The 20,566-nt window shown below is 62.3% G+C and carries 16 protein-coding genes and 1 pseudogene; 5 read left to right on the top strand and 12 right to left on the bottom strand.

Annotated features, from left to right (window positions below):
• Positions 1-64: 64 nt before the first annotated feature.
• From LOY53_RS17420 to LOY53_RS17385, 8 genes are all read right to left on the bottom strand, one after another.
• Positions 65-2,023: a DNA topoisomerase III gene (locus LOY53_RS17420; protein WP_258704181.1), complete on the bottom strand. Its 1,959-nt coding sequence runs from the start codon at positions 2,021-2,023 to the stop codon at positions 65-67.
• A gap of 235 nt (positions 2,024-2,258) precedes the next feature.
• A complete protein-coding gene (locus tag LOY53_RS17415; RefSeq protein ID WP_027592744.1) occupies positions 2,259-2,687 on the bottom strand; it encodes a GNAT family N-acetyltransferase in 429 nt (142 codons plus the stop codon).
• Positions 2,680-3,846, bottom strand: coding sequence for a cupin domain-containing protein (locus LOY53_RS17410; protein ID WP_252825065.1), 1,167 nt, complete (start codon positions 3,844-3,846; stop codon positions 2,680-2,682). Before LOY53_RS17410 ends, LOY53_RS17415 begins: the two co-directional genes overlap by 8 nt.
• Positions 3,847-3,927: 81 nt before the next feature.
• Positions 3,928-5,298 (bottom strand): adenylosuccinate lyase, encoded by a 1,371-nt coding sequence (gene purB / locus LOY53_RS17405; RefSeq protein WP_027592742.1) that lies wholly within the window; start codon positions 5,296-5,298, stop codon positions 3,928-3,930.
• A 246-nt stretch (positions 5,299-5,544) separates the two neighbouring features.
• Positions 5,545-6,171 (bottom strand): high frequency lysogenization protein HflD, encoded by a 627-nt coding sequence (hflD, locus tag LOY53_RS17400; protein WP_027592741.1) that lies wholly within the window; start codon positions 6,169-6,171, stop codon positions 5,545-5,547.
• Entirely contained in the window at positions 6,168-7,292 is a 1,125-nt protein-coding gene (mnmA, locus tag LOY53_RS17395; RefSeq protein WP_027592740.1) for a tRNA 2-thiouridine(34) synthase MnmA, read from the bottom strand. Before mnmA ends, hflD begins: the two co-directional genes overlap by 4 nt.
• 59 nt (positions 7,293-7,351) lie before the next feature.
• Complete coding sequence (locus tag LOY53_RS17390) at positions 7,352-7,792, bottom strand: NUDIX hydrolase (RefSeq protein WP_258703066.1); 441 nt, start codon at positions 7,790-7,792, stop codon at positions 7,352-7,354.
• Between the two features lie 203 nt (positions 7,793-7,995).
• Positions 7,996-10,221: an NADP-dependent isocitrate dehydrogenase gene (locus tag LOY53_RS17385; RefSeq protein ID WP_027592738.1), complete on the bottom strand. Its 2,226-nt coding sequence runs from the start codon at positions 10,219-10,221 to the stop codon at positions 7,996-7,998.
• A 414-nt stretch (positions 10,222-10,635) separates the two neighbouring features.
• On the opposite strand from LOY53_RS17385, the gene icd reads away from it, so the two are divergent.
• Positions 10,636-11,892, top strand: a complete 1,257-nt coding sequence (icd, locus tag LOY53_RS17380; RefSeq protein WP_252825063.1) for an NADP-dependent isocitrate dehydrogenase — start codon at positions 10,636-10,638, stop codon at positions 11,890-11,892.
• Positions 11,893-11,963: 71 nt separating this feature from the next.
• Here icd and cspD read toward each other — a convergent pair.
• A pseudogene (cspD, locus tag LOY53_RS17375) lies at positions 11,964-12,222 on the bottom strand (cold shock domain-containing protein CspD); the annotation flags it as partial.
• A 230-nt stretch (positions 12,223-12,452) separates the two neighbouring features.
• On the opposite strand from cspD, the gene clpS reads away from it, so the two are divergent.
• On the top strand, positions 12,453-12,815 hold the full coding sequence (gene clpS / locus LOY53_RS17370) for an ATP-dependent Clp protease adapter ClpS (RefSeq protein ID WP_003251220.1): 363 nt from the start codon (positions 12,453-12,455) through the stop codon (positions 12,813-12,815).
• Positions 12,816-12,845: 30 nt separating this feature from the next.
• A complete protein-coding gene (clpA, locus tag LOY53_RS17365) occupies positions 12,846-15,116 on the top strand; it encodes an ATP-dependent Clp protease ATP-binding subunit ClpA (RefSeq protein ID WP_027592735.1) in 2,271 nt (756 codons plus the stop codon).
• A gap of 169 nt (positions 15,117-15,285) precedes the next feature.
• Here clpA and infA read toward each other — a convergent pair whose 3' ends face one another.
• The 3 genes from infA to aat form a co-directional block, all read right to left on the bottom strand.
• Entirely contained in the window at positions 15,286-15,504 is a 219-nt protein-coding gene (gene infA / locus LOY53_RS17360; RefSeq protein WP_002553999.1) for a translation initiation factor IF-1, read from the bottom strand.
• A gap of 102 nt (positions 15,505-15,606) precedes the next feature.
• Entirely contained in the window at positions 15,607-16,314 is a 708-nt protein-coding gene (locus LOY53_RS17355) for an arginyltransferase (protein WP_258703065.1), read from the bottom strand.
• A gap of 56 nt (positions 16,315-16,370) precedes the next feature.
• Positions 16,371-17,051 carry a leucyl/phenylalanyl-tRNA--protein transferase gene (gene aat, locus LOY53_RS17350; RefSeq protein ID WP_252825061.1) on the bottom strand — a complete coding sequence of 227 codons (681 nt, stop codon included), beginning with the start codon at positions 17,049-17,051 and terminating at the stop codon, positions 16,371-16,373.
• 403 nt (positions 17,052-17,454) lie between these two features.
• Here aat and LOY53_RS17345 point away from each other — a divergent pair, with 403 nt between their 5' ends.
• Both LOY53_RS17345 and lolA read left to right on the top strand, forming a co-directional pair.
• Positions 17,455-19,872, top strand: a complete 2,418-nt coding sequence (locus LOY53_RS17345) for a DNA translocase FtsK (RefSeq protein ID WP_258703064.1) — start codon at positions 17,455-17,457, stop codon at positions 19,870-19,872.
• Positions 19,873-19,933: 61 nt separating this feature from the next.
• Positions 19,934-20,557 (top strand): outer membrane lipoprotein chaperone LolA, encoded by a 624-nt coding sequence (gene lolA, locus LOY53_RS17340; protein WP_027592731.1) that lies wholly within the window; start codon positions 19,934-19,936, stop codon positions 20,555-20,557.
• The last annotated feature ends 9 nt before the right edge of the window (positions 20,558-20,566 follow it).

Below are 20,566 nucleotides of genomic sequence, written 5' to 3'. Positions count from 1 at the left end.
TTTTGGTGGTGCCTGTGTTGGCCCTTTCGCGGGCAAGCCCGCTAGTACAGATACAGCGCAGGCTTCAGGTCGCTGCCTTTTTACGAGGTTGCCTTGGCTTGCCTGCTGCTGGTTTGCTTCCGGTGGCTTTGCTTTTACCGCCGCCTCGGCGCTTCTTTTTCCAAGGTGGCGCGGCGCCGGCCGCTGGCGCGGTAATGGTCATGCGCATGCCGCTGCAGCGTTCGACCAGCTTGCCCATCCAGGCCGACTGCCGGGCGACGAATTCTTCCAGGCTCATTTCACCGCTCTGCACCATGTCCAGTGCCTGCTCCCAGATGGCCGTGGTTCCGGGGTCGGCAATGGCCCTGGGTACGGCGTCGATGAGGCTGAAGGCTGCGGGCGTCGCGGACAAGGCCTTGCCGTTCTTGACCAGATAACCACGGTCGAGCAGGCCTTGGATGATGCTGGCCCGTGTCGCTTCGGTGCCGATACCGGTGGTTTCCTTGAGCTTCTGCTTCAACCGCGGGTCATCTACCAGTTTGGCGACGTTTTTCATGGCCTTGATCAGGTCGCCTTCGGTAAAGGGCTTGGGTGGCTGGGTCCACATGTCCTTGAGTTGCAGCCCTTGCACGTTGCAGTCCTGGCCTTCGCGCAGGGCTGGCAGAACCTGGGCCGGCGGCGCCTCGCGGCCTTTGGCCGGGGTCAGCGCCTCGGGCAAGGCACGGCGCCAGCCAGGCTCGACGATTTGCTTACCCACGGCACGCAAGGCATGGCCTGCACAGTCGAAATCGGCCTGGGTGCGGTCGTACTCGTGGTTGGGCAGGAACTGAGCCAGGTAACGGGCACGGATAAGGGTGTAGACCGCCTTGTACTTGGCGGGCAGGCGCGAGGGGTCGCTGGCCGCGGCAGTGGGGATGATGCCGTGGTGGGCACTGACCTTGGCGTCGTTCCAGGCGCGGGAGCGTCGCTGGGGCTCCAGGTGAGCCTGAAGCGGCGCCAGGCTGGCATCGGCGCGCTGCAGGGCGGCAAGGATCGCGGGGGCTTCGGCGTGCTGGCTCAGCGGCAGGTAACCACAGTCGCTGCGCGGGTACGTGATCAGTTTGTGGGTTTCGTACAGGGCCTGGGCGATGTCGAGGGTTTCCTGGGCGCCGAAGCCGAACTTCTTTGAGCACAGCTCCTGCAGGGTGCCCAGGTCGAAGGGCAGGGGGGCGGCTTCGCGGACGCGTTCAGTCGCCACCTTGGCCACGCGGGCAGTGCGCGCATTGCTCATGTCGGCGGCAGCTTGTTGCGCCAGCGCCTGATTGAGGCACCGGCCCTGGTCGTCACAGGCATCGTCCGGGGCCCGCCATTGGGCATTGAAGCCCTGGCCAGCCTGTTCGAGTTGCACGTCGATGGCCCAGAAGGGCACGGGGACGAAGTCGGCGATGCTGCGATCACGGTCCACCACCAGGCGCAGGGTCGGGGTCTGTACCCGGCCAACCGGCAGTACGCCCTGGTACCCGGATTGGCGCCCGAGCAAGGTGAACAGCCGGCTCATGTTCATGCCGATCAGCCAGTCGGCGCGGGAGCGGCCCAGCGCCGAGTGATAAAGGCTGAAGGTTTCCTGGCCCGGCAGCAGGCGTGCCAGGGCCTTGCGGATGGAGGCGTCATCGAGGGCCGACAGCCACAAACGCTGGATCGGCCCGCGGTAACGGCAGTGTTCGACCAGCTCACGGGCGATCATTTCGCCTTCGCGGTCGGCGTCGGTGGCGATGACCAGCTCGCGCGCCTCACCCAGCAGGCGTTTGACGGCCTTGAACTGGCTGGCGGTCTTGGGCTTGACCAGCATCTTCCATTTTTCGGGAATGATCGGCAGGTCGGCGAGGTTCCAGCGCTTGTAGCGTTGGTCATAACTGTCGGGTGGGGCGGTTTCGAGCAGGTGGCCGATGCACCAAGTGACGCAGACGTCGGTGCCTTGCCAGCAGCCGTCGGCCTTGCGGTTGGCGCCGAGCACTTTGGCGATGTCTTTTGCCTGGGAGGGTTTTTCGCAGAGGAACAGGCGCATGGCCGAGCACGCTTCATCGGGGGTGATAGGCACTAGGATGCGCAAGCAGGGGCGCAGAGGCAAGTTTTATCTGGATGGATGTACAGGTTTTTGTCAGTGGAGATGTATTCTCTTTGCTGGCCTCTTCGCGGGGCAAGCCCGCTCCCACAAGCCCTCCACTGCATTCAGGATCAGTGCAAGACTTGTGGGAGCGGGCTTGCCCCGCGAAGGGGTCAGTGAAACCACTGCTTATGGATCAGGCGCGCGAGTCGCGCACCATGTCCACATGCGGGATCCCGGCCTCTAGGAATTCCTCGCTGACTACGCGAAAGCCCAGGCGCTCGTAGAACGGCGTGGCGTGTACTTGGGCACTGAGCATCTGCTGCTTCAGGTCGCTGTTCTGGGCCTCGACGATGACCGCATTCATCAGTGCATCGCCAACCTTCAGGCCGCGCCAATCCTTGAGCACCGAGACCCGGCCAATGGTGCCGTCAGGCAGCAGGCGGGCGGTCCCGATCGGGTAGTCACCCTCCAGGGCCAGGAAGTGCACCGCGGTCGGATCGTCCGAGTCCCACTCAAGCTCCGGTGGTACGTGCTGTTCGGCAATGAACACCGCCTCACGGATGCGGCGGATGTCGGCGTTGTCCTTGTGCCAGTCAGCGAGGCGCACACGAATTTTATTCATTGGCGAATCCCAGGCTTCCTTGTTTGATCAGCTGCTGTACCAGCATAAGGCCATCTTCATCCTGCAGCCACTCTGCAAGGTTTTCGATGTGTAACGCATCGGCAGCACAGACCAGCTTCAGCAGCTCACGCAGTTTGGCCGGCAATGGGCAGCTGCGGCCGCTGGCGAACAGCATCAGGTCGTCGTTGAGCTCGGACCAGGCCATGCGCGCGCTTGGGTTGCGGATCAGGATGGCGCCATCTTCCAGCGCTTCGATCAGCTGCTCCTCAGTGAGCTCTTCACCCACGACCTGCTCCGGGTAACGCGGCTCGGTCATGAACTGGCCGAACCAGGTCAGCAGCAGGTCTTTGTCACCCATGTGCTTGTCGAGCAGGCCTTTGAGGCGGTCGAGGGCGTCGTGCTGGATCTGGTGCGGGTCGCTGACCGGCTGGGCGTCGGCGTCGCTGTAGCGCTCTTCGTCCGGCAGGAACTGGCCGAGGAAGTCGGTGAAGTGGGTCAGCACTTCGGCAGCGCTTGGCGCGCGGAAGCCGACCGAGTAGGTCAGGCAGTCGTCTTCGGCTACGCCGTAGTGGGCCAGGCGCGGCGGCAGGTAGAGCATGTCGCCAGGTTCCAGGGTCCACTCACCGCTTTGTTCGAATTCGGCGAGGATGCGCAGGTCGGCGTGCTCGATCAGCGGGCTGTCGCTGTTGCACATCTGGCCGATCTTCCAGTTGCGCTTGCCGTGGCCTTGCAGCAGGAACACGTCGTAGTTGTCGAAGTGCGGGCCGACGCTGCCACCTGGGGCGGCGAAGCTGACCATCACGTCGTCGATGCGCCAGCTGGGCAGGAAGCGGAATTCTTCCAGCAGTTCGGCCACTTCCGGGACGAACTGGTCCACAGCCTGCACCAGCAAGGTCCAATCACGCTCGGGCAAGGTGGCGAAGACCTCTTCTTCGAACGGGCCGCGGCGCAGCTCCCATGGGCGCTCGCCGTGTTCGAGCACCAGGCGCGATTCGACTTCTTCTTCCAGCGCCAGGCCGGCCAGTTCGTCGGGCTCGATCGGGCTGATGAAGTCGGGGAAGGCCTGGCGTACCAGCAGGGGCTTCTTCTGCCAGTAGTCGCGCATGAATTCGCGGGCCGAGATGCCGCCCAGCAGCTGCAGTGGAGTATCAGGATTCATGTTCAACCTATTGAAAAAACGTAATTTTCGTACGGGAATAAAAACGCCCGGCTAAGCCGGGCGTTGAACGCGACGGTCAGCTTAGATGCGTTTGGCCTGCGCTGCCGCGTTACCGATGTAAGTGGCAGGGGTCAGCTGCTTGAGCTCGGCCTTGGCGTCGGCTGGCATGTCCAGGCCGTCGATGAAGGTCAGCAGCGCCTCAGGGGTGATGCCCTTGCCACGGGTCAGCTCTTTGAGCTTCTCGTACGGGTTCTCGATGTTGAAGCGGCGCATGACCGTCTGGATCGGCTCGGCCAGGACTTCCCAGCAGGCGTCCAGGTCGGCGGCGATACGCGCGGTGTTGACTTCCAGCTTGCCGATACCCTTCAGGCTGGCTTCGTAGGCGATGACGCTGTGAGCAAAGCCCACGCCCAGGTTGCGCAGCACGGTGGAGTCGGTCAGGTCGCGCTGCCAGCGCGAGATCGGCAGCTTGCTGGCCAGGTGCTGGAACAGCGCGTTGGCGATACCCAGGTTGCCTTCGGAGTTTTCGAAGTCGATCGGGTTGACCTTGTGCGGCATGGTCGACGAGCCGATTTCACCGGCGACGGTCTTCTGCTTGAAGTAGCCCAGGGAGATATAGCCCCAGACGTCGCGGTCGAAGTCGATCAGGATGGTGTTGAAGCGGGCGATCGCGTCGAACAGCTCGGCGATGTAGTCGTGCGGCTCGATCTGCGTGGTGTACGGGTTGAACTGCAGGCCCAGCTCGTCTTCGATGAAGGCGCGGGCGTTGGCTTCCCAGTCGATCTGCGAATAGGCCGACAGGTGGGCGTTGTAGTTGCCCACGGCGCCGTTGATCTTGCCCAGCAGTGGCACGGCGGCTACCTGGGCGATCTGGCGCTCCAGGCGGTACACGACGTTGGCCAGCTCTTTACCCAGGGTGGTCGGCGAAGCCGGTTGGCCGTGGGTGCGCGACAGCATCGGCACGTCGGCCAAGGCGTGGGCCTGGGCGCGGATGGCGTCGGCGATCTGGCGCATCAGCGGCAGCAGCACGTCGTCACGGCCAGCGCGCAGCATCAGGGCGTGGGACAGGTTGTTGATGTCCTCGCTGGTGCAGGCGAAGTGGATGAACTCGCTGACTTTAGCCAGTTCAGGCAGTTGGGCAGCCTGCTCTTTGAGCAGGTACTCGATGGCCTTGACGTCGTGGTTGGTGGTGCGCTCGATTTCCTTGACGCGTTCGGCGTGCTCGAGCTTGAAGTCGGTGGCCAGGGTGTCCAGCAGGGCGTTGGCTTCGGCGGAGAACGCCGGCACTTCGCCGATCTGCGGGTGGGCGGCCAGGCGCTGCAACCAGCGCACTTCGACCAGGGCGCGGAAACGGATCAGGCCGTATTCGCTGAAAATGGGGCGCAAGGCCTGGGTTTTGCCGGCATAACGGCCGTCTACAGGGGAAACCGCAGTGAGCGAGGAAAGCTGCATGGGGTGTTCTCGGACAGTCAGGCTTTTGGAAGGGCGCATATCATACATGAAAAAAGCGCCCGGGTCGGGTGGCTGACCAAAGGTCGGGCCTATAAAAACATGTCGCAGTGCCTTTGTGGGAGCGGCCTTGTGTCGCGAAAGGGCTGCGCGGCAGCCCCGGCAATCTTGAGTCAGGCCAGAGAGGCTGGGGCTGCTGTGCAGCCCATTCGCAGCACAAGGCTGCTCCTACAAGGGTCGGCGTTGCCTTCAGGAAGGCGTACGCATCATGTCGTACAGTTCGTTGAGCAGCTTGCGACGGCTGAACACCAGCTGCCAGCGATGGCCGCCAAGCTGGCGCCACAGGCGCGCGGCGCGGATACCAGCCAGCAGCAGGGCGCGGATTTTGGAGGCATTGCTGGCCTGCTGCAGGAAGCGCATGTCGCCGTGTACCTGAATACGCTGGCGCAAGGTGCTCAGGGTGTCCTGGTACAAGGCGCCACTGGAGGCGATGACGTTTTCATGAACCAGGCCAAAGTGGTCGGCCTGTGACTGGATTTGCGGCAGGCGGTTGCCGATGGTGTCGAGCAGGTCGCCGCGCTTGGCCAGTTGGCGTTCCAGGCCCAACATGGACAGGGCATAGCGCAGGGGCTCGCGCTGCAGGCTGCTGGGGTCGCGCTCCAGGGCGCCGACCAGGGCGCGGTAGCCGTCCCGCAGGTTGAGGTCGTCACCGCCGAACACCTCCAGGGTGTCCTTGGGGTCGCGCACCAGCAGGCTACCCAGCATGCAGCCGATGTTGGCTTCGCTGGCCTGGCCGGTGCGGGCGATGCGGTCGACCAGCACGGCGGCCTGGAACACGCCGCCCAGGGCAATCAATTGCTCCTGCAGGTTGCTCATGCGCGCGGGCTCCAGGGCTCGGCAGTCTCGATCACGCCGCCGCCCAGGCACACTTCACCGTCATAGAACACCACCGACTGGCCTGGGGTGACCGCGCGTTGCGGTTCGTCGAACACGGCGCGGTAACCGCTCTCGGTCAGTTCCAGGGTGCAGTGCTGGTCGCTCTGGCGGTAGCGCACTTTGGCCGTGAGCTTGCGCGGGCTGCTGAGGTCGATCGGGTTGACCCAGTAGATTTCCGAGGCGAGCAGGGCGCGGGAGAACAGCCAAGGGTGTTCATTGCCCTGGCCGACCACTAGTACATTGCGGGCCAGGTCCTTGTGCAGCACGTACCACGGCTCGTCGCCGGCGTCCTTCAGACCGCCGATACCCAGGCCCTGACGCTGGCCGATGGTGTGGTACATCAGGCCATGGTGGCGGCCGATGACTTCGCCGTCGGTGGTCTGGATTTCACCGGGCTGGGCTGGCAGGTACTGCTTGAGGAAGTCGCTGAAACGTCGCTCGCCGATGAAGCAGATACCGGTGGAGTCTTTCTTCTTGGCGGTGGCCAAGCCGTGCTTTTCGGCAATGGCGCGTACCTCTGGCTTTTCCAACTCCCCGACTGGGAACAGGGTGCGGGCGATCTCTTTGCCGCCAACCGCATGCAGGAAGTAGCTCTGGTCCTTGTTCGGGTCCAGGCCCTTTAGCAGCTCGGTGAGCGCGCCGGTGTCGCGTCGGCGCACGTAGTGGCCGGTGGCGATCAGGTCGGCGCCCAGCGACAGGGCGTAGTCAAGGAACGCCTTGAACTTGATTTCGCGGTTGCAGAGGATGTCTGGGTTGGGCGTGCGGCCGGCTTTGTACTCTTCGAGGAAGTGCTCGAACACGTGATCCCAGTACTCGGCGGCGAAGTTGGCGGTGTGGAGCTTGATACCGATGCGGTCGCACACGGCCTGAGCGTCGGCCAGGTCTTCGCGGGCGGTGCAGTATTCGGTGCCGTCGTCCTCTTCCCAGTTCTTCATGAACAGCCCTTCCACCTGGTAGCCCTGCTCCATGAGCAGAAGGGCGGAGACGGAGGAGTCCACGCCGCCGGACATGCCGACGATGACGCGGGTCTTGGCGGGGTCTTTGAGTGCTGGGCTGGTCATGGCTACCGATGTGTATCAGAGGGGAAAAACGCCGATTCTATCAAACCCGAGGCTGCACGTCAGTCGCGCAGCAGCGTGAGGCTGTGCAGCGGGCCAGCGAGGTAGTCGTCGAGGCAGCGCGGCACCAGCTCGCTACGCCAGCGGCTAGGGTCGGCCAGCAGTTCGTCGCGGGTCAGCCAGACGGCGCGGACGATGTCGCTGTCCAGTGCCAGGCCGGCATGATGGCGCACGGGGCGGGCGGCGAAGCAGATGCGCTGATAAGTCACGCCATTGCTGGGGGCGGTGTACAGGTAGATGCCGACCACGCCGGTCAGTTCGACTTCCCAGGCGGTTTCTTCGAGGGTTTCGCGCAGGGCGGCCTGGGGCAGGGTTTCGTTGGGTTCGAGGTGGCCGGCGGGTTGATTGAAGACGTGCTGGCCGGCTTTGAACTCTTCGACGAACAGGAATTTACCTTCGTGCTCGACGAGGGTGGCGACGGTGATGTGGGGTTGCCAGGTCATTGAAGTGTCCTTGTCGATTGCCGGGACCGCGTTGCGGTCCATCGCCGGCAAGCCAGCTCCCACAGGTGGTGCATAAATCTCAGGGTATGCACATTGCCTGTGGGAGCTGGCTTGCCGGCGATGGGCTGCAAAGCAGCCCCAAGATCCAGAAAGCACAAACCCCGGTGCGTGGCCGGGGTTTGTGGGGTTACTTCAAGCGGACCTTACAGGGCGGCAATGGCGCTGTTGAAGGTCTGGCTTGGGCGCATCACCTTGGCGGTCAGCTCGGCATTCGGGGCGTAGTAGCCACCGATGTCGGCCGGCTTGCCTTGAACGGCGTTGAGCTCGGCGACGATGGTCGCTTCGTTCTCGGCCAGGGCTTTTGCCAGCGGTGCGAAACGCGCCTGCAGGGCAGCGTCGTCAGCCTGAGCAGCCAGGGCCTCGGCCCAGTACAGGGTCAGGTAGAAGTGGCTGCCGCGGTTGTCGATACCGCCGACTTTGCGCGAAGGCGACTTGTTGGTGTCGAGGAACTTGCCGGTGGCCTGGTCCAGAGTGTTGGCCAGGACTTTGGCGCGCGGGTTGTCGTAGGTGTTGCCCAGGTGCTCCAGGGAGGCGGCCAGGGCCAGGAATTCACCCAGCGAGTCCCAACGCAGGAAGTTCTCTTCAACCAGCTGCTGCACGTGCTTCGGTGCCGAACCGCCAGCGCCGGTTTCGAACAGGCCACCGCCGTTCATCAGCGGGACGATCGACAGCATCTTGGCGCTGGTGCCCAGCTCCATGATCGGGAACAGGTCGGTCAGGTAGTCGCGCAGCACGTTGCCGGTCACCGAGATGGTGTCCTTGCCTTCGCGGATGCGAGCCAGGGAGAACTTGATGGCATCGACCGGTGCCAGGACACGGATGTCCAGGCCAGCGGTGTCGTGATCCTTCAGGTACTTCTGGACCTTCTCGATCATCACGCCGTCGTGGGCGCGAGCCGGGTCCAGCCAGAACACCGCCGGGGTGTTGCTCAGGCGGGCACGGTTGACGGCCAGCTTGACCCAGTCTTGGATCGGCGCGTCTTTGGTCTGGCACATGCGGAAGATGTCACCGGCTTCGACGTTCTGCTGCAGCACGACCTGGCCTTTGCCATCGACCACACGTACCACGCCATCGGCCTGGATCTGGAAGGTCTTGTCGTGGGAGCCGTACTCTTCGGCTTTCTGCGCCATCAGGCCAACGTTCGGTACGCTGCCCATGGTGGTCGGGTCGAAGGCACCGTTGACTTTGCAGTCTTCGATGGTGGCCTGGTAGATGCCGGCGTAGCAGCGGTCCGGGATGATCGCCTTGGCGTCTTGCAGCTCACCGGCGGTGTTCCACATCTTGCCCGAGTCACGGATCATGGCCGGCATCGAGGCGTCGACGATGACGTCGCTCGGCACGTGCAGGTTGGTGATGCCTTTGTCTGAGTTGACCATGGCCAGGGCTGGGCGAACGGCGTACAGGGCCTGGATGTCGGCTTCGATCTCGGCCTGCTTGTCAGCTGGCAGGTCCTTGATGCGGGCGTACAGGTCGCCGATGCCGTTGTTGGCGTTGAAGCCTACTTCAGCCAGTGCAGCGGCGTGCTTGGCCAGCACGTCGTTATAGAACTCTTCGACGATGACACCGAACATGATCGGGTCGGAGACCTTCATCATGGTGGCTTTCAGGTGCACCGACAGCAGCACGCCGGAGGCCTTGGCATCGGCGATCTGCTCGGCGATGAAGGCTTTCAGGGCTTTGCGGCTCATGGTCGCGCAGTCAACGATTTCGGCAGCCTTGACCGCGGTCTTGGCTTTCAGGACGGTGGTGGTGCCGTCTTTGGCGACCAGCTCGATGCGCAGGCTGTCGTCAGCCTCGATCAGGGCGGCTTTTTCGCTGCCGTAGAAGTCGCCTTGGGTCATGTGGGCAACGTGCGACTGCGAGTCGGCAGCCCAGGCGCCCATCTTGTGCGGGTGCTTGCGTGCGTAGTTCTTGACCGACAGCGGCGCGCGGCGGTCAGAGTTGCCTTCGCGCAGTACCGGGTTAACGGCGCTGCCTTTGATGCGGTCGTAACGGGCGCGAGATTCTTTCTCGGCCTCGGTGGACGGCTCATCGGCGTAGTCAGGGATGTTGAAGCCCTTGCCTTGCAGTTCCTTGATCGCGGCCTTGAGCTGCGGTACCGAGGCGCTGATGTTCGGCAGCTTGATGATGTTCGCTTCAGGCGTGGTAGCCAGTTGGCCCAGTTCCGCCAGGTGATCGCCTACTTGCTTCTCGGCGCCCAGTTGCTCCGGGAAAGCCGCGAGGATACGGCCAGCCAGGGAGATGTCGCGAGTTTCGACGGCGATGTCAGCGGAAGCGGTGAAGGCTTCGACGATCGGCAGCAGCGAGTAGGTGGCGAGGGCGGGGGCTTCGTCGGTGAAGGTATAGATGATCTTGGAACGGGTGGGCATGCGGGTTAACTCTCTATGTGCTGAGCGTACTCGAGTCTCGAGGTGCGCAGGGTAGGCGCTTCGCCCTGGCGACGCCATGAGCGGAAAGTCGAGAGGCTGCGAGCGGTGATGGTGGATGCATCAGTCGAGCGTCAAGTGCTGAGCTGCGGTAACAGCCCAGGCTTTGTGGCCGTTCTTGGCCAAGGGCGAGCCGCATTTTCCTAGGGATCGCCCCAATGACCCTTCGGTCGCGGCGGAGTATATCAAACCCTTTGGGCTAATCAGCAAGGCCAAGTGACATCGACGCCATTTATAAGACCAAAGACGTAGGGGCAATGTGGCGCGATGTCGCAGCCCTTGCAGGTCAGCAGATGTGGTTTAGGCTCATTGGATTGCAGGATGTCCAATCACACCCGAAAGCGGAGTAGTGCAAGCATGGGATACCAGAAAATCAAGGTTCCGACCGACGGCACCAAGATCACCGTCAATGCAGACCATTCGCTCAATGTGCCCGATAACCCCATCATTCCTTATATCGAAGGCGATGGGATTGGCGTCGATGTCTCGCCGGTGATGATCAAGGTCGTGGACGCCGCCGTGCAGAAGGCCTACGGCGGCAAGCGCAAGATTGCTTGGATGGAGGTGTACGCGGGCGAGAAGGCCACCCAGGTCTATGACCAGGATACCTGGCTGCCGCAGGAAACCCTCGACGCGGTGCGCGAGTACGTGGTGTCGATCAAGGGCCCGTTGACCACGCCGGTCGGGGGCGGCATCCGCTCACTGAACGTGGCGTTGCGCCAGCAGCTTGACCTGTATGTGTGCCTGCGCCCGGTGGTGTGGTTCCAGGGCGTGCCGAGCCCGGTGAAAAAACCGGGCGATGTCGACATGGTGATCTTCCGCGAGAACTCCGAAGACATCTACGCCGGCATCGAATGGAAAGCCGGTTCGCCCGAGGCGAACAAGGTGATCAAGTTCCTCAAGGAGGAAATGGGTGTCACCAAGATCCGTTTCGACCAGGACTGCGGTATCGGCGTCAAACCGGTTTCCCGCGAGGGCACCAAGCGCCTGGTGCGCAAGGCTCTGCAATACGTGGTGGACAACGACCGCGAGTCGCTGACCCTGGTGCACAAGGGCAACATCATGAAGTTCACCGAAGGGGCCTTCAAGGATTGGGGCTACGAGGTGGCCCGCGACGAGTTTGCTGCCGAGCTGCTCGACGGCGGTCCCTGGATGAAGTTCAAAAACCCCAAGACTGGGCGTGAGGTCATCGTCAAGGATGCCATCGCCGACGCCATGCTCCAGCAGATCCTGCTGCGCCCGGCCGAATACGACGTGATCGCCACCCTTAACCTCAACGGCGACTACCTGTCCGATGCCCTGGCGGCAGAGGTGGGTGGCATCGGCATTGCGCCGGGCGCCAACTTGTCCGATACCGTGGCCATGTTCGAGGCCACCCACGGCACCGCGCCCAAGTACGCCGGGCAGGACAAGGTCAACCCGGGATCAGTGATTCTGTCTGCAGAGATGATGCTGCGCCACATGGGATGGACCGAGGCGGCCGACCTGATCATCAAGGGCACCAATGGCGCGATTGCCGCCAAGACCGTGACCTATGACTTCGAACGCCTGATGGACGGCGCGAAGTTGGTGGGCAGCTCGGGCTTTGGCGATGAGATGATCAAGCATATGTGAGGCAAGAGAAAACCGGTCGCCTGGCTAAAGAGGCGACCGGTTTTTTCGTATACCCACACGGAGCAGTGGTCAGGCTCTGGCGGTTTCGCTTGCGGTCTGGCTTTGGGCCTTGGCAGCCGCAGCGGCAGCGGCGTCCTTTATGTTGACCGCGTGCAGGCCTTTAGGGCCCTGGATGATGTCGAACTCCACGGACTGGCCAGCCTTCAGCGTCTTGTATCCGTCCATCTGGATGGCCGAGTAATGAGCGAAAAGGTCATCGGATTTACCTTCCTCGTTGATGAATCCGTAGCCCTTGGCATTGTTGAACCACTTGACTTTACCGCTTGCCATCCCTATGTCCCTCTGCAAAGGACTCCATCACTGGAGTATCATCCACTTCATCCGCATACGAACCATGCGAAAAATCTGGTTGACTGCGCGGATCTTTATCGACCACGGTGGGTTCTTATTGGTTGTAACACCGTTTTGCCGATAGTCAAGGTCATGCGGCGCGTGCGCCGGAGGCTGACTTTGCGCTCAACCCACAACTTTAACCTGTCGATCATGATGAAATTCTTTCCATGCATGCACCTAGTGAGATTCGACTAACATTCAATCAGGATCGCCCGCAATCGAATGAGGACGACGGCTCAGGTCTTGCTGTCCAGGAAGCCAAGCCGATCCTGCAGGCGCCACCGATGTACAAGGTGGTTTTGTTCAACGATGACTACACACCAATGGATTTCGTCGTCGAAGTGCTCGAGACGTTCTTCAGTCTGAACCGCGAGCTGGCGACCAAGATCATGCTGACCGTCCATACCGAGGGGCGGGCAGTGTGCGGATTGTTTACCCGTGACATCGCCGAAACTAAGGCCATGCAGGTCAACCAATACGCCAGGGAAAGCCAGCATCCGCTACTCTGTGAAATCGAGAAGGACGGTTAATCGCCGACCACTTGGGTATGAGGTGAAGCTATGTTAAACCGCGAGCTCGAAGTCACCCTCAATCTGGCCTTCAAGGAGGCTCGTTCGAAGCGTCATGAGTTCATGACCGTCGAACATCTGCTGCTGGCACTCCTTGACAATGAGGCTGCTGCGACCGTTCTGCGCGCCTGTGGCGCCAATCTCGACAAACTCAAGCACGACCTGCAAGAGTTCATCGATTCCACCACACCCCTGATTCCAGTCAACGACGAAGACCGCGAAACCCAGCCTACCCTGGGCTTTCAGCGTGTGCTGCAGCGTGCCGTGTTCCATGTGCAGAGCTCCGGCAAGCGCGAAGTGACCGGCGCCAATGTGCTGGTGGCGATCTTCAGCGAACAGGAAAGCCAAGCCGTGTTCCTGCTCAAGCAGCAGAGCGTGGCCCGTATCGACGTGGTCAACTACATCGCTCATGGTATTTCCAAGGTGCCGGGCCATGGCCCCAACACCGAAGGCGACCAGGAGATGCAGGACGAGGACGGTGGCGAAACGTCATCGTCGAGCAACCCGCTGGATGCCTATGCCAGCAACCTGAACGAACTGGCACGTGCCGGGCGCATCGACCCGCTGGTGGGCCGTGAGCAGGAAGTCGAGCGTGTCGCGCAGATCCTGGCGCGCCGGCGCAAGAACAACCCACTGCTGGTCGGTGAGGCCGGGGTGGGTAAGACCGCCATCGCCGAAGGCCTGGCCAAGCGTATCGTCGACGGTCAGGTGCCTGACCTGCTGGCCCAGAGCGTGGTGTATTCACTTGACCTGGGTGCGCTGCTGGCCGGTACCAAGTACCGCGGCGACTTCGAGAAGCGCTTCAAGGCGCTGCTCGGCGAACTGCGCAAACGCCCGCAGGCGATCCTGTTCATTGACGAGATCCACACCATCATCGGCGCCGGTGCGGCTTCCGGTGGGGTCATGGATGCGTCCAACCTGCTCAAGCCGCTGCTGTCGTCTGGCGACATTCGCTGCATCGGTTCGACCACCTTCCAGGAATTCCGCGGCATCTTCGAGAAGGACCGTGCCCTGGCGCGGCGTTTCCAGAAGGTCGATGTCAGCGAGCCTTCGGTGGAAGACACCGTGGGGATCCTGCGCGGGCTCAAGGGCCGGTTCGAGAGCCACCACAACATCGAGTACAGCGATGAAGCCCTGCGCGCCGCTGCAGAGCTGGCCTCGCGCTACATCAACGACCGGCACATGCCGGACAAGGCCATCGACGTGATCGACGAGGCGGGTGCCTACCAGCGCCTGCAGCCTGAGGCAAACCGGGTCAAGCGTATCGAGGTGCCACAAGTCGAAGACATCGTCGCCAAGATCGCGCGGATTCCGCCAAAGCATGTCACCAGTTCCGACAAGGAGCTGCTGCGCAACCTTGAGCGTGACCTCAAGCTGACCGTGTTCGGGCAGGACGCGGCCATCGACTCGCTGGCGACGGCGATCAAGCTGTCCCGTGCGGGGCTCAAGGCACCCGACAAGCCGGTGGGTTCGTTCCTGTTCGCCGGGCCTACCGGTGTCGGCAAAACCGAAGCGGCGCGGCAGTTGGCCAAGGCGCTGGGTGTGGAGCTGGTGCGCTTCGACATGTCTGAGTACATGGAGCGGCATACCGTTTCACGCTTGATCGGTGCACCGCCAGGTTACGTCGGGTTCGACCAAGGTGGCCTGTTGACCGAGGCGATCACCAAGCAGCCGCATTGCGTGTTGCTGCTGGACGAAATCGAAAAGGCGCACCCTGAAGTCTTCAACCTGCTGCTGCAGGTGATGGACCACGGCACGCTGACCGACAACAACGGGCGCAAGGCAGACTTCCGTAACGTGATCCTGATCATGACCACCAACGCCGGGGCAGAGACTGCGGCGCGGGCTTCGATCGGGTTTACCCATCAGGACCATGCGTCCGATGCCATGGAAGTCATTCGCAAGAGCTTCACGCCGGAGTTCCGCAACCGCCTGGACACCATCATTCAGTTTGGCCGCCTGAGCCACGAAACCATCAAGAGCATCGTCGACAAGTTCCTTATCGAACTGCAGGCGCAGCTGGAAGATAAACGTGTGCTGCTGGAGGTCAGTGATGAAGCACGCGGCTGGCTGGCGGCGTCGGGCTACGACGTGCAGATGGGTGCACGGCCGATGGCGCGGCTGATCCAGGACAAGATCAAACGGCCGCTGGCTGAAGAGATCCTGTTCGGTGAGCTGGCCGAGCATGGCGGCGTGGTGCACGTCGACTTGCGCGATGGCGAGTTGGTGTTCGACTTCGAGACCACGGCTGAGGTGGCGTGACAGCGGGGGCCGCTTTGCGGCCCATTCGCAGCGCAAGGCTGCTCCTACCTGGGAATGTGACCCCCTGTAGGAGCAGCCTTGCGCTGCGAATGGGCTGCAAAGCAGCCCCAACCACTCTTGCAGGCACAAAAAAGCCCGGCACTTGGCCGGGCTTTCTCATGGCTTGGGCTTAGCGCGCACGATACGTGATGCGGCCTTTGCTCAGGTCGTAAGGTGTCAGTTCGACGCGGACCTTGTCGCCAGTGAGAATACGGATGTAGTTCTTGCGCATCTTTCCGGAGATGTGCGCGGTTACGACGTGCCCGTTTTCCAACTCCACGCGGAACATGGTGTTGGGCAGGGTGTCGACGACAGTACCTTCCATTTCGAAGCTGTCTTCTTTCGACATGCAGTTGAGCCCTCGGTGTCCAGTGTTGGCCCGACGCATAACCGCACCGGGCAAAAAAGTGGCGTGGATTATGCCGGAAAATAGTATTTCAAGCCAATGCTTTCAGTTGAGGGTGACCCAGCGCTGGTTGATCAGCAGCTCGATGGGGCGATACTGGGTCTTATAGTTCATCTTCTTGCAGTTCTTGATCCAGTACCCGAGGTAAACCGCCTCCAGGTTCTGTCGAAGGGCTTCGGTGATCTGCCAGAGGATGGCGAAACGGCCCAGGCTGCGGCGCTCTTCGTCGGGCTCGTAGAAGGTGTAGACCGCCGACAGGCCGTTGGGCAGCAGGTCGCACACCGCCACCGCCAGCAGGCGCCCCACCAGGCGGAACTCATAGAACCAGCAGAAGGGCAGGTCGCGAACCAGGAAGGTGGAAAACTGATCACGGCTGGGCGGGTACATGTCGCCGTCGGCATGACGGGTCTCGATGTAGCGCCGGTACAGGTCGAAATACTCTTCTTTGAACGCTGGGCGTGCGGCGGTCACGGTCAAGTCGGCGTTGCGCTTGAGAATGCGCCGCTGCTGGCGGTTGGGGATAAAGCGCGCCGCCGGAATGCGTGCCGGCACACAGGCGTTGCAGTTTTGGCAATGGGGGCGGTACAGGTGATCGCCACTGCGCCGAAAACCCATCTCCGACAGGTCGGCGTAGACATTCACGTCCATTGGCTGGCTGGGGTCGAGGAACAGCGTGGTTGCCTGCTCCTCGGGCAGGTAGCTGCAGGAGTGGGGTTGAGTGGCATAAAACTTCAACCGCGCCAACTCTGTCATGATCAACCCCTTCGGTGAGACTTTGCCTTAAGTGTAAGCCAGCTCTGGGAACTCGCCTAGGGAACCCAGGTGGCGCTATTGGGCTGGTCGAGGTAGCGTGCCAGGTAGTCCGCAAAGTCGGCGCGGCTGATGGCGCGCGCGCCAAGGCTGTGCAGGTGGTTGGTCGGCATCTGGCAGTCGATCAGCACAAAACCGGCCTGGCGCAGGTGTGCGACCAGGGTCACGAAGCCGACCTTGGAGGCATTGTCGGCGCGGCTGAACATCGATTCGCCGAAGAACAGGCGGCCCATGGCCAGGCCGTACAGGCCGCCGACCAGCTCACCGTCCTGGCGCACCTCCACCGAATGGGCGTAGCCGAGCCGGTGCAGCTCGCAGTAGGCGGCGCGCAGGGTGTCGGTGATCCAGGTGCCATCGGCGTAGTCACGCGGCGCGGCGCAGGCGGCGATCACGCCGGCGAAGTCGGTGTCGAAACTGACCTGGTAGTGGCCCTGGCGGATGAATTTGGCCAGCGAGCGCGAGACGTGCAGTTCGTCTGGCAGCAGCACCGTGCGAGGGTTGGGTGACCACCAGAGGATCGGCTGGCCGTCCTGGTACCAGGGGAAGCAGCCGTGGCGATAGGCCTGCACCAGGCGTTCGGGGCTCAGGTCGCCGCCGGCGGCGAGCAAGCCGTTGGGTTCGTGCAGGGCCTTTTCCAGGGGTGGAAAGGTCAGCGAGTCGCGGGTCAGCCAGGTAAGCATGGTCTATCGTGCGGTGGGGGAGGGGAGTGGTCAGCATGGCGTGGCTGAAAAGCAGGGTCAATCACTGCGGTTCATTCGCCATACCGCAGGCAGCCCTTTAGGCATTTTCCTACACATTCATGAGGCCTCAGGCACCATCCGAGACATTTGCTGTCACACCTGTGCAAAAACACAGCATAAGCCTTTGTCACAAAAGAAAATGCATGCTCAAATTGCAGCTAAGTGAAAGCAGCCCCCTCAAGCCCATGTGCGGCGCGCCGCCATGGCGGCTGGCGGGCAGTAATGTTAAAAGTAGTGGTTCATTGGCCAGACACCGGCCGATCACTATTGGACGCGCAGCACGCGCAGGAATAGACGCGTTTTGAAGAAATCCACCGCAACTCCAGCTCCCTTGCCAGTGCCTATGTGGCGGCAGCAGCTGCACTATCGTCTCAAGGAAGGTGCGTTGATCGCTGTCGGCGCCCTGTGCCTGTACCTGTGGATGGCGCTGCTGACCTACGACACTTCCGACCCTGGCTTCAGCCACACCAGCAACATTGACCAGGTGCAAAACGCCGCCGGGCGAGCAGGGGCCTACTTCGCCGACATCCTGTTCATGGTGCTGGGCTATTTCGCCTACATCTTCCCGCTGCTGCTGGCGATCAAGACCTGGCAGATCTTCCGCGAGCGCCACCAACCCTGGGAGTGGAGCGGCTGGCTGTTCTCCTGGCGCCTGATCGGGCTGGTGTTTCTGGTGCTGTCGGGCGCAGCCCTGGCGCATATCCATTTCCACCCGCCGGCGAGCATTCCGTTCTCCGCGGGCGGTGCCCTCGGCGAAAGCCTGGGCGAACTGGCGCGCAGCCTGCTGAACGTGCAGGGCAGCACGTTGATGTTCATCGCCCTGTTCCTATTCGGCTTGACGGTGTTCACCGACCTGTCCTGGTTCAAGGTGATGGACCTTACCGGCAAGATCACCCTCGACCTGTTCGAACTGGTGCAGGGCGCCGCCAACCGCTGGTGGGAAGCCCGCAACGAGCGCAAGCGCCTGGAAGCGCAGTTGCGTGAGGTGGATGAACCGAGTTTCAACACCGCACCAGCGGCTGCGCAGAAGCGCGAGCCGCTCAAGCCTCAGCTGCGTGAGCGTAGCGTCGAGCGCGAGGAGGCGCCGGCCCGGCCTGCCGTACCGCGCGAACCCGTGGTGGCGCGCGAGACGGTGGTGCCCCGCGAGCAACCTGCTGCGCCAGTGATCATCCCGCCAGCCCCGGCCAAGGCGCCGGAGCCGAGCAAGCGGGTGATGAAGGAAAAACAGACCCCGCTGTTCGTCGACAGCGCCGTGGAAGGCACGTTGCCTTCGATCTCCATTCTCGATCCGGCCGAGCAGAAAAAGATCGAGTACTCGCCAGAATCCCTGGCCGGTGTTGGCCAGTTGCTGGAAATCAAGCTCAAGGAATTCGGCGTGGAAGTCTCTGTGGACTCCATCCACCCAGGCCCGGTCATTACCCGCTACGAAATCCAGCCCGCGGCAGGGGTCAAGGTCAGCCGTATCGCCAACCTGGCCAAGGACCTGGCGCGCTCGCTGGCAGTGACCAGCGTGCGCGTGGTCGAGGTGATCCCGGGCAAGACCACTGTGGGTATCGAGATCCCTAACGAAAACCGGCAGATGGTGCGCTTCTCTGAAGTGCTGTCGTCGCCGCAGTTCGACGAGTCCAAGTCCCCGGTTGCGTTGGCCTTGGGCCATGACATCGGTGGCAAACCGGTGATCACCGACCTGGCCAAGATGCCCCACCTGCTGGTGGCCGGTACTACCGGTTCTGGTAAGTCGGTGGGTGTGAACGCGATGATCCTGTCCATCCTGTTCAAGTCCGGCCCGGAAGACGCGCGGCTGATCATGATCGACCCGAAGATGCTCGAACTGTCGATCTACGAAGGCATCCCGCACCTGTTGTGCCCGGTGGTCACCGACATGAAGGATGCCGCCAACGCGCTGCGCTGGAGCGTCGCCGAGATGGAGCGGCGCTACAAGCTGATGGCCGCGATGGGCGTGCGAAACCTGGGCGGCTTCAACCGCAAGATCAAAGACGCCCAGGAGGCCGGCGAGGTCATCCACGACCCGTTGTACCGTCGCGAAAGCATGGACGACGAGCCACCTGCACTGAAGACCCTGCCGACCATCGTGGTGGTGGTCGACGAATTCGCCGACATGATGATGATCGTCGGCAAGAAGGTCGAAGAACTGATCGCCCGTATCGCCCAGAAAGCGCGGGCCGCTGGTATTCACCTGATCCTCGCCACCCAGCGTCCGTCGGTTGACGTGATCACCGGCCTGATCAAGGCCAACATCCCGACGCGTATGGCGTTCCAGGTGTCGAGCAAGATCGACTCCCGCACCATCATCGACCAGGGTGGCGCCGAACAGTTGCTCGGTCACGGTGACATGTTGTACATGCCGCCCGGCACCAGCCTGCCGATCCGCGTGCACGGCGCGTTCGTTTCCGATGACGAAGTGCACCGCGTGGTGGAAGCCTGGAAGCTGCGTGGCGCGCCGGACTACAACGATGACATCCTCAACGGCGTCGAAGAGGCCGGCAGCGGCTTCGAAGGCGGTGGCGGTGGCGGTGGCGGTGACGGCGACGATTCGGAAAGCGATGCACTGTATGATGAAGCCGTACAGTTCGTGCTCGAGAGCCGCCGTGCCTCCATTTCGGCTGTGCAGCGCAAGCTGAAGATTGGCTACAACCGTGCCGCACGCATGATCGAGGCAATGGAGATGGCCGGCGTGGTCACCCCGATGAACAGCAACGGCTCGCGGGAAGTGATAGCCCCAGGCGGCCCGCGCGATTGATGAACACCTTGCCGGGCGCCTGATCGGCGCCTGGCTCATTTACTGTCCTACGAGGATTTCCATGCGCGCGATTCGCATGCTGTTGGTTTCTGCCCTGGCCATGGGCTCTGTGTCGGCCCATGCCGGCGAGTTGGACGTGAAGCGCCTGACCCAGTTGCTGGAAAAGTCGCAGACGATCGATGCCAATTTCTCTCAGCTGACGCTGGGTGCCGATGGCACCAGCCTGCAGGAGACGAAGGGCCAGATGACCGTCAAGCGCCCTGGCCTGTTCTACTGGCACACCGATGCCCCGCAGGAGCAGGTGGTGGTGTCTGATGGCAAGATGGTCACCCTGTGGGACCCGGACCTTGAGCAGGCCACCATCAAGAAGCTTGATGTACGCCTGAACCAGACCCCAGCACTGCTGCTGTCCGGTGACGTGTCGAAGATCAGCCAAAGCTTTGACATCGCGTCCAAGGAGCAGGGCGAAGTCATGGACTTCACCTTGAAGCCGAAAACCAAGGACACCTTGTTCGACTCCCTGCGCGTGTCGTTCCGCAAGGGCCTGATCAATGACATGCAGCTGATCGACAGCGTCGGCCAGCGGACCAACATCCTGTTCAGTGGGGTGAAGGCCAACCAGGCAGTGCCTGACAGCAAGTTCAAGTTCGATGTCCCGAAAGGCGCGGATATCATCCAGGAGTAACCGGAGCCC

The organism is Pseudomonas sp. B21-031 (genome assembly GCF_024748985.1).
GTDB classification, from domain to species: domain Bacteria; phylum Pseudomonadota; class Gammaproteobacteria; order Pseudomonadales; family Pseudomonadaceae; genus Aquipseudomonas; species Aquipseudomonas kermanshahensis.
The sequence above is the reverse complement of the archived record's forward strand: the minus strand, read 5'-3'. Positions and strand labels throughout refer to the sequence as shown.